This is a genomic window from uncultured Nonlabens sp. (assembly GCF_947495285.1).
Classification (GTDB): Bacteria; Bacteroidota; Bacteroidia; order Flavobacteriales; family Flavobacteriaceae; genus Nonlabens.
In genome coordinates this window covers 20794-30137 of record NZ_CANLXZ010000035.1, presented here as the reverse complement: position 1 = coordinate 30137, position 9344 = coordinate 20794, and the positions used below count along the sequence as shown (strand labels likewise).

The 9344-nt window shown below is 34.8% G+C and carries 6 protein-coding genes; 3 read left to right on the top strand and 3 right to left on the bottom strand.

Annotation, left to right across the window (positions count from 1 at the left end; genetic code table 11):
- Positions 1 to 369 precede the first annotated feature (369 nt).
- The 3 genes from Q0838_RS12625 to Q0838_RS12615 all read right to left on the bottom strand — a co-directional run bounded on the left by Q0838_RS12625 (position 370) and on the right by Q0838_RS12615 (position 5521).
- Positions 370 to 1329, bottom strand: coding sequence for a DUF3078 domain-containing protein (locus tag Q0838_RS12625; RefSeq protein WP_298955751.1), 960 nt, complete (start codon positions 1327 to 1329; stop codon positions 370 to 372).
- A 322-nt stretch (positions 1330 to 1651) separates the two neighbouring features.
- A complete protein-coding gene (locus Q0838_RS12620) occupies positions 1652 to 1858 on the bottom strand; it encodes a hypothetical protein (protein ID WP_298955749.1) in 207 nt (68 codons plus the stop codon).
- Between the two features lie 138 nt (positions 1859 to 1996).
- Entirely contained in the window at positions 1997 to 5521 is a 3525-nt protein-coding gene (locus tag Q0838_RS12615) for a methylmalonyl-CoA mutase family protein (protein ID WP_298955755.1), read from the bottom strand.
- A 188-nt stretch (positions 5522 to 5709) separates the two neighbouring features.
- Between Q0838_RS12615 and Q0838_RS12610 the strand changes: the two genes are divergently transcribed.
- The 3 genes from Q0838_RS12610 (at position 5710) to Q0838_RS12600 (ending at position 9021) form a co-directional block, all read left to right on the top strand.
- Positions 5710 to 6939 carry a T9SS type A sorting domain-containing protein gene (locus Q0838_RS12610; protein ID WP_298955747.1) on the top strand — a complete coding sequence of 410 codons (1230 nt, stop codon included), beginning with the start codon at positions 5710 to 5712 and terminating at the stop codon, positions 6937 to 6939.
- A gap of 114 nt (positions 6940 to 7053) precedes the next feature.
- Positions 7054 to 8166 (top strand): serine hydrolase, encoded by a 1113-nt coding sequence (locus Q0838_RS12605; protein WP_298955745.1) that lies wholly within the window; start codon positions 7054 to 7056, stop codon positions 8164 to 8166.
- 78 nt (positions 8167 to 8244) lie between these two features.
- Positions 8245 to 9021 (top strand): DUF1206 domain-containing protein, encoded by a 777-nt coding sequence (locus Q0838_RS12600; RefSeq protein ID WP_298955742.1) that lies wholly within the window; start codon positions 8245 to 8247, stop codon positions 9019 to 9021.
- Positions 9022 to 9344: the final 323 nt, after the last annotated feature.

Genomic DNA, 9344 nt, shown 5'->3' with positions numbered 1-9344 from the left:
TTTGTGTTGCACCACAAAGGTAACTTTGAGGAACAAATTTCCCTTTCTCTTTTTAAACGTTTAGGACGCTATTGGTTAATTATGTTACTATAACCATATTAACGTATTTTAAAGCTACCACAGATGTGAATATTAAGTTAAACGCAACAATAAAAGAGATGATATCTTTTATCGTTAAATGACTGTACATGTCTGGTTTATAAAATGAAGTTTTGAAGAAATATTAAGGTATTAAATTACTATACTTAAGAAATAGGATCATTAAATTAATGTAGAATTAAACTATCTTTTTTAATGGGATATATTACGATAGAAGAAATTTGGTGTTATAAGAAAAACTATTCTGTACATAATTTAATCCTTTAAAAACTATGCCGTTTTCTTAGGTCGTTCTCCTAAATCGTACTTAAAACCTAGACCTATTACCTGACGTATTTGAAATCCCTTTGTAGTATCATCATCATAGATAGCCTGAAACTCAAAATTACCGCTGATGTATTTATTTACCTTTAAAAATAAATGGAGGTTAAAATCTATATCAATATTCTCTGGATCTACTAGGTAATCGCTGTATAAGCTCAACACATTTTCCATTTGAATATTTTTTGCTATTTCAAATTTTGTATATCCTCTAAAAGAGGCACCTACTTCCCATCGCGTTGTTCTATTAGCCTCTACACCAAAAAACGGTTTATAAGCCTCAACAGCTGCAGCGTCATTAAGATCTACATCAGTAAAATTTGAAGAAACTTTGATTAATCTAGTCGTAGCGGGAGCAATATTAAAGTTAAAATTTTTAGACTTTTTCCATAAAAAACCTAAACCTAACTGATAATACGATGGTGAAAAACTACCTGAAGTCTCGCGACGTTTTTGAACCGTTCTTGTAAAACCGTCATCACCTGTCTGCTCTTCATTAAAGAACTGATAACCAGAAACAAACTGAGACCTAAAATTAAAAATAGTACTATAGTTCCAGAAACTTTGATTGATTTGATTACCTAGTATACTGTTTAACTCTAATCGATCTGTAGTTTTACGTATAAATCGCTGATCTTTAACTTGAGAAAGACCGAAATCACTTATTAACTTAGTATCCCAAGATAATTTTTTACGATTGTACTGTATGTCATAACTAATTCCTAGGTTACCTGATACGTTAGTAACACCACCACCTTGCCAGTCTGCATTAAACGCACTTTGATTAAATATAAAACTAACTCTTCCCCACGATATCCAGTTAGATTGTTTTACAGGAGGTATACTGTCCTGCGCAACAGTCACACTGGTAATTAAACAAAATAAAATGGAGAAAAAATAGGACTTCAAACTAGTAAATTATGGGTTTAAAACAAATATATTAAACCCTAAATAGAGACTATAATCTAATCAAAACTTTAAGTTTTCTTTAAGTTTTGTGTTGTTGTCGCTTTCGCGAAAGCGGAACAAAAAAAGCCTCTTCTATTAAGAATAGGCTTTTCATTTTTTGCGATGCATGAGAAATGTACTCCACTAGTAATTTCTCTACTTTTTTGTCCTGCGCTGCTTTTTATAGTAACGAATTAAATCCCTGAAGACAACTCTCCTACTTTCTAAACGTTGCTCATTTATTGCGCCTGTAAATTGTGTTGCGGTGATCATTCTACCATTCCTATCGGTTATACTGATGCTCTATAGCATTATTTACTGTCGCCATAATAAAACTATTTGCTGGGTTAGGATATATGGAGATCCTACTATCTGTAGTTTCTCCTAGGCTTGCTGTATTCATTATACTTGCTGTCTCTGTATTCGTTACAATTGGAAGTGTAGAAATCAAAATAACTATAAGCAGTATGATCAAAAGCGTCTCCTGCAACTTAGGTTTTTAAAATTTTGATTTTGAATAATACATAACCATCATTATCTGCATTTACCACAAAAATATGGACTGGATAAAATTTAAATTTCCCTCTCAGCCTTTAGAATTTAAGCATTATGTAAAAAACTGCGCTTTTTACATATTACGCCTATACTGCCCACCTACCTCAAACAAAGCCTCGGTAATCTGTCCTAGAGTACAGATTTTTGTTGCTTCCATTAAATGTTCAAAGATGTTACCTTGTTCTATAGCTGCTTTTTGGATCTTAGATAATTGTTCTTGTTGCGCTTTGGCAAAAGCGGAATGTAAATTATCCTTAGTACTTATTTGAGCTTGTTTCTCTTCTTCTGTCGCACGGATCACCTCAGCTGGTAAAACCGTTGGGCTTCCTTTAGAACTCAAGAATGTATTTACTCCAATAATAGGGAATTCACCGGTATGCTTTAACATCTCGTAGTGCATGGATTCTTCTTGAATCTTGCTGCGCTGGTACATGGTTTCCATTGCTCCTAGCACGCCACCACGTTCTGTAATTCTATCAAATTCTTCTAATACAGCTGCTTCTACAAGATCTGTCAACTCTTCTATAATAAATGCTCCTTGTATAGGATTTTCATTTTTGGCAAGTCCTAATTCCTTATTGATAATCAACTGAATCGCCATCGCACGTCTTACAGATTCTTCTGTAGGTGTGGTAATTGCCTCATCATAAGCGTTAGTGTGTAATGAGTTACAATTATCATTAATCGCATAAAGCGCTTGTAATGTCGTACGTATATCGTTAAAATCTATTTCTTGTGCATGTAAAGAACGACCACTAGTCTGAATATGATATTTCAACATTTGTGCACGAGAATTTGCTCCATATTTGTTCTTCATGGCCTTAGCCCATATCTTTCTCGCCACACGACCTATTACAGAATACTCTGGATCGATACCGTTTGAGAAGAAGAAACTCAAGTTAGGACCGAATTTATTGATGTCCATTCCACGACTTAAGTAGTATTCTACATAGGTGAATCCGTTTGCAAGTGTAAAAGCCAATTGCGTGATAGGATTTGCTCCAGCCTCTGCAATGTGGTAACCAGAAATGGATACACTGTAGAAATTACGCACTTTTTCTTCTATGAAATACTGTTGTACATCACCCATTAAACGCAATGCAAATTCTGTAGAGAAAATACAAGTGTTTTGTGCCTGATCTTCTTTTAAAATATCTGCCTGCACAGTTCCACGTACTTGTGCCAGAGTTTCCATCTTGATACGAGCATAGTCTGCAGGATCGAGAATTTGATCTCCTGTAAGACCGAGAAGCATCAGACCAAGGCCATCATTTCCTTCAGGCAATTTGCTGGTATCCACCTGTCCGTTTTTAGAATATACTTTTTCGCCTTGAGCGTTTAAATAAGAAGGACGTTCTACATTATTATCATCATAAACTTCTTTAAGCTTTGCCTCTACTTTATCGCCTAGTTCATTCTCTGTAATGAATCGTTCACAGTTCTGGTCTATCGCCGCATTCATAAAGAATCCTAATAACATAGGCGCAGGACCATTAATAGTCATAGAAACCGATGTCATGGCGTGCGATAAATCAAATCCAGAATAGAGTTTTTTTGCATCATCTAGACAGCAAATACTTACTCCTGCATTACCTATTTTTCCATAAATATCTGGTCGCAATCCTGGATCGTTACCGTAAAGAGTAACACTATCAAAAGCAGTACTTAAACGTTTTGCAGGCATTCCAAGACTCACGTAGTGGAAACGCTTGTTAGTACGTTCTGGCCCACCTTCTCCAGCAAACATTCTGGTAGGATCTTCTCCTGTTCTTTTAAACGGATACAATCCTGCGGTATAAGGAAATTCTCCTGGTACGTTTTCTTGTAAACACCACTTTAAAATATCTCCCCAAGCGCTGTACTTAGGTAGTGCGACTTTAGGAATCATTTTATGAGATAGGGACTCAGTATGTGTTTCAATTTTAATGATTTTGTCACGTACTTGAAACTCATAAATAGGTTGCCTGTATTTATCCACCTTTGCATCCCAACTGGTAATAACTTCCCAATTATATGGATCCAGATCTTTTAATGATTTATTGAATTGAGCCAGTAGCAGATTCATAAAATCTGCATCGTCTGCTAGAACAAGAGATAAAATGTACTCTTCATTTAATCCTTTATCGGTAATTAAACGCTCTCTGTTTTCTACAGCAGGTGCGTTTTCGTTTTGATCTATTAAAGTCTGTACCGTTTGATAAACTCCATATAATTTTTGCGCTACTGTAGATTGTGTAGAGGTCGTATTATCATAAGCTCTATTACTTTCGGCTATCTCGCTTAGATAACGTGTTCTAGATGGTGGGATAACAAAAATCTTTTCGCTTTGCGCTTTGTTCAATTCGTTTTTAGAACTTAGATCTACACCTGTTTTCTCAGTTATCTCAGCCATTAACGCTTCATATAACGCATTCATTCCTGGATCGTTGAATTGGCTTGCTATAGTTCCATGCACTGGAAGAGTTGCTGGATCTGTTTCCCAAAGGTTGTGATTGCGCTGAAATTGTTTTTTAACATCGCGTAATGCGTCTAGTGAACCACGTTTGTCAAATTTGTTAATCGCTACCACATTTGCAAAATCTAGCATGTCGATTTTCTCTAGTTGTGTCGCCGCACCGAATTCTGGTGTCATTACATATAAAGACACATCACTGTGCTCTAGTATTTCTGTATCACTCTGTCCTATACCACTAGTTTCTAGAATAATCAGGTCATATTTTGCAGCTTTTAAAACATCTACCGCTTCTTGTACATGCTTAGAAAGTGCAAGGTTAGACTGTCGTGTTGCGAGTGATCTCATGTAAACACGATCGTTATTTATCGCATTCATACGTATTCTATCACCTAATAAAGCACCACCTGTTTTGCGTTTTGATGGATCTACAGAGATAACACCTATATTTTTTTCAGGGAAATCGATTAAGAATCTACGTATCAACTCATCTACTAGAGATGATTTACCAGATCCACCGGTTCCTGTAATTCCTAGAACTGGCGTTCCTGCAAGTTCTTCTGCGTTATATTTAAATTCTGCTTGGAATTCTTCATGTCTGTTCTCTGCAAGAGATATTAATCTTGCGATAGTAGGTACATGTTTCTCTTCTAATAATTCTTTTGTGGAAAGGTTTTTTCCTTGTTTCGCTTTCGCGAAAGCGGGAACAGCAACATCACATCGCTGCACAAGATCATTTATCATACCTTGTAAACCCATCGCACGACCGTCATCTGGGGCATAAATACGAGTAATTCCATAATCCATCAAATCCTTAATTTCTGAAGGCAAAATTACACCGCCACCACCACCAAAAATTTTGATGTGACCAGCTCCTTTTTCTACTAGTAAATCACGCATGTACTTAAAGTACTCGTTATGACCACCTTGATAAGAAGTCATTGCGATACCGCTTGCATCTTCCTGAATAGCAGTATTTACCACTTCTTCTACACTTCTATCATGACCTAGATGTATTACCTCACAACCGGTAGATTGAATAATACGACGCATGATGTTAATAGCGGCATCGTGACCGTCAAAAAGACTCGCAGCCGTTACTATACGTACTTTATTTACTGGAATATAAGGAGTTTGATCTTGCATTATGAAATTCACATTTTATATGGCTCAAATTTACGAAAACGATAGCATGAAATCTAAGTATGAAACAAAGATTCTTGTTTCACTGTTTAACTTAACACCATAGATGACTTATATTTATTAAGAATAAAATTACATCGACGTTATGTGGTATTCAAATTATGAGCTAAATTTGATTTAAAAATCAGGAAATGAAAATAACTATACTCTTAATCACTCTTTTATCAAGTATTTTATCTTTTTCACAATTGAGCGTTCACGTGATTCCATTAACTACTAATGATTTAGTTTATGACGGAGTTACTAATAAAATTTATGCGAGTATACCAAGTGCAAATGGTGCTAATGGAAATAGTATAGGAGTGATTAATCCAGATACTTATTTATTAGAGAATACCGTTTTTATGGGTAGTGAACCAGATGTAATGGCCATTGCTGATAACGGACAATATATCTATGTAGGTTTTAATGGTTCTTCTACGGTTAGGAGATTTAATGTAGCTCTACAAACCGCTGAAATCCAGTTCGGGCTAGGAGCTGATACTTCTGGACCAAATTATGCAGAAGATATAGAAGTAATGCCTGGACACCCTCAAACTATTGCCGTTTCTAGAAGAAACATAGGTCTAAGCCCTAGACACGAAGGTGTAGCGATATACGATGACGGTGTGGCAAGAAATATAACTACTCCAGATCATAGTGGCAGTAATAAAATTGAATTCACTAGTGCAAATTCACTTATCGGATTTAACAATGAATCTACTGAATTTGGTATTAGAAATTTATCAGTGAATGATAATGGAGTGACTAATGTTAACCTTACCAGAAACGTCCTTTCTAATTTTGGACTTAATTTTTCCTATTGGAGCAATAGAATGTATGCCCATGACGGTAAAGTTGTAGATATTTCTTCAAGTCCATTCGTAATAGGACAGTTTTCAAATGTTAGTGGTCCCGCGGTTTTTGATACTTATTATAATAAGGTTGCTTTTGCTAGTTTTAACTTCTCAGGAAATATTGAATTTAAAAGGTATAATCCAAATACTTTTTTACTGACCGACAGCCTAAATATTACACAAGCGTCTGGAACAGTACAAAATATTATTACTTGCGGTAACGGATGTTATGCTTTTAATTCCTCTGATAATAAAGTTATAATTATAAAAGATGCTACTTTGAGTACAGAAACTGTGGCAGCTGAAATAAGTATTTATCCTAATCCAACGGCAAATTATTTGAATATAAAGAGTAGTGAAATAATTGAAACGATACAAATTATAGACGTTAACGGAAGAATAATTGAAAATATGGTTTTTGAAAATAGCCGTATAAGTTTGGCAGATTTAGAAACCGGAATTTATATGGTGAGGATAAAAAATGCTAACGGAAATCTCACTACAGAAAAAATAATTAAAAAATAAGAATTGTGTTTAAATAAGTTGTTGTGCCTAATTGAGACTTTAATTTATAATGATCTAGCTTTAAACTTTTTATCTTTTCCCAAGTCTTAAACACTAGCTACCCAACTATTATAAATGAAAAATCTTTATACTTACCTTATTCTTATATCTCTAATTATTATCTCCTGCAGTTCTACTGATGATTCTAGCGATGACGACATAATTATAGACCCTATAGAAACTAGTTATTTCCCACCATTAACTGGAGATACATGGGAAACTACTTCCTTATCTGATTTGCAATGGAATGCTCAAAAAGCTACGGAACTAAATACCTTTCTAGAGCAAAATGAGACAAGAGCTTTTATAGTTCTGGTAAATGGTAAAATAGTTGTTGAACAATACTGGAATACAGACTTATATGGTCAGCCATTTGATAAGGATAGTAATTGGTACTGGGCAAGTGCTGGTAAATCACTTGCAGCTACTGCAGTAGGTATCGCACAAGAAGAAGGTTATTTAAATATAAATGATAAAACATCTGACTACCTAGGTAATGGGTGGACTAACATGCCGCAGGATAAAGAAGACTTAATTACTATTAAAAACAGTTTAACACAAACCACTGGTATTGATTACAATGTGACAAATCCAGACTGTACAGCACCAGCATGTTTTGATTATTTAACAGATGCTGACGATCAATGGTATTATCACAACGGTACCTATAAAATACTACACAACGTATTAGAGTCTGCTACAGGTATGACTAATAATGAATATACTACGACAACCATAAATGATAAAATAGGAATGGACGGCCAGTGGACAGATACTGCATTATTTGATAATTTATATGTGAGCACAACTAGAAGTGCAGCACGTTTTGGACTATTAACTTTAAATGAAGGAAATTGGGATGGAACAACCGTTTTAGGCGATTCTAATTATGTAAACGCTATGACTAGTACTTCTCAATCCATAAATCCTTCTTTTGGTTATTTATGGTGGTTAAATGGTAAAAGTTCTGTTGTTTTCCCAGGGTCAACTACATCATTTAATTCTTCTATAACACCATCTGCACCGGTAGATATGATTAGTGCGTTAGGTAAAAACGGTCAGTTTATAGATGTTGTCCCTAGTTTAAATATGGTTGTTATACGCATGGGAAATGAACCTTCTGGAAATTTAGTTCCAGTAATTTTTCATGATGAAATGTGGGAAAAAATTATGGAAGTGATAGATTAATAAAACAACTAAAGTTTTGTTACATACTATCTAATTCAAAGGTCTGGATACTATTTTTGATTTAATTAGAAACAGACTTTGAAGAACTACAGAAGATTTGCCAGAATAGGTATAGCAACAAAGGGTGCCGTATTTTTATTAATGGGCATTATGGCACTAATAACAGCTTCTCAACTTACCTATGCACTTAAAAGTGGTGACGATGTTCTTAAATGGATATCTCGTTTAAGTTTTGGATGGTTTTTACTTCTATTAATGAGTATAGGGCTGGCCGGTTATATTTTCTCCAGATTCTATCTTACCTTTAATAGAGGTGATTACGATGGTGATGATGGTAAGCCTACCTTCCGTAGAGTGGCTTATTTTATTAATGGTATAGGATATTGTTTACTCTTTTTTACTTGTCTCAAGCTATTATTCGGTATGCCAGATAAGGATGGTAATTCTGGTTGGAAAATTATGCTCCTGCAGTCCATATGGGGTAAAATAATAGTCTTTATCATTTCCATAGGACTAGCCGTTAGCGCGCTTAATGAATGGTGGATTTCTTTTTCTACTATGATGAATAAAATGACCCACAAAGAAAATTTAACTGACCGTCAGTATAAATATTTATTGCTTTTAGGACGCACAGGTAGATTTAGTCGTGGGATAGTTTTTGGCGTATTTGCATACATCTTAGGCAGATCTGCTATTTATAATATGGAAAATCTACCCAAAGGTGCCGATGCAGCATTTGCTTTTATGCAAGTAGAATACGGTGCTATTATAATGGGACTTACTTCTACTGGTGTTCTTTTCTATGGTTTATTTCTAATTCTCAGTTCTAAGTATAGAAATATACCGATAAGATAATTAGTAAAAAAAATCTCGAGCCTAATAATAAAATTGTCTTAACAGTACTTTTAACCTTTATGGCTTTCTTAATTCTTTTGGTCATGCTGCAAGATGATTTACTACTGTTAGGTCCATCTGTTTTTATCACCATGGTTTTAGTCTATTTCCTTTTGCAATGAGTACTTGATAAGAATTGTTATTCTTTTATGATACCAGTTCTATGTATCTATTTGATAAATGGGGAACTGATAAAATAAATCTTGTCTAAAATAAGCCGTGTAACAACAACGCCCACTAGCATTAAAATCACAGAGTTTTTATTGTACAAGTACACCATTTAT

What these genes read in the sequence shown, in the direction of transcription:
- Q0838_RS12615 (WP_298955755.1), bottom strand. Translation starts at nt 5,521, where the DNA reads ATGCAAGATCAAACTCCTTATATTCCAGTAAATAAAGTACGTATAGTA.
- Q0838_RS12610 (WP_298955747.1), top strand. Translation starts at nt 5,710, where the DNA reads ATGAAAATAACTATACTCTTAATCACTCTTTTATCAAGTATTTTATCT.
- Q0838_RS12605 (WP_298955745.1), top strand. Translation starts at nt 7,054, where the DNA reads ATGAAAAATCTTTATACTTACCTTATTCTTATATCTCTAATTATTATC.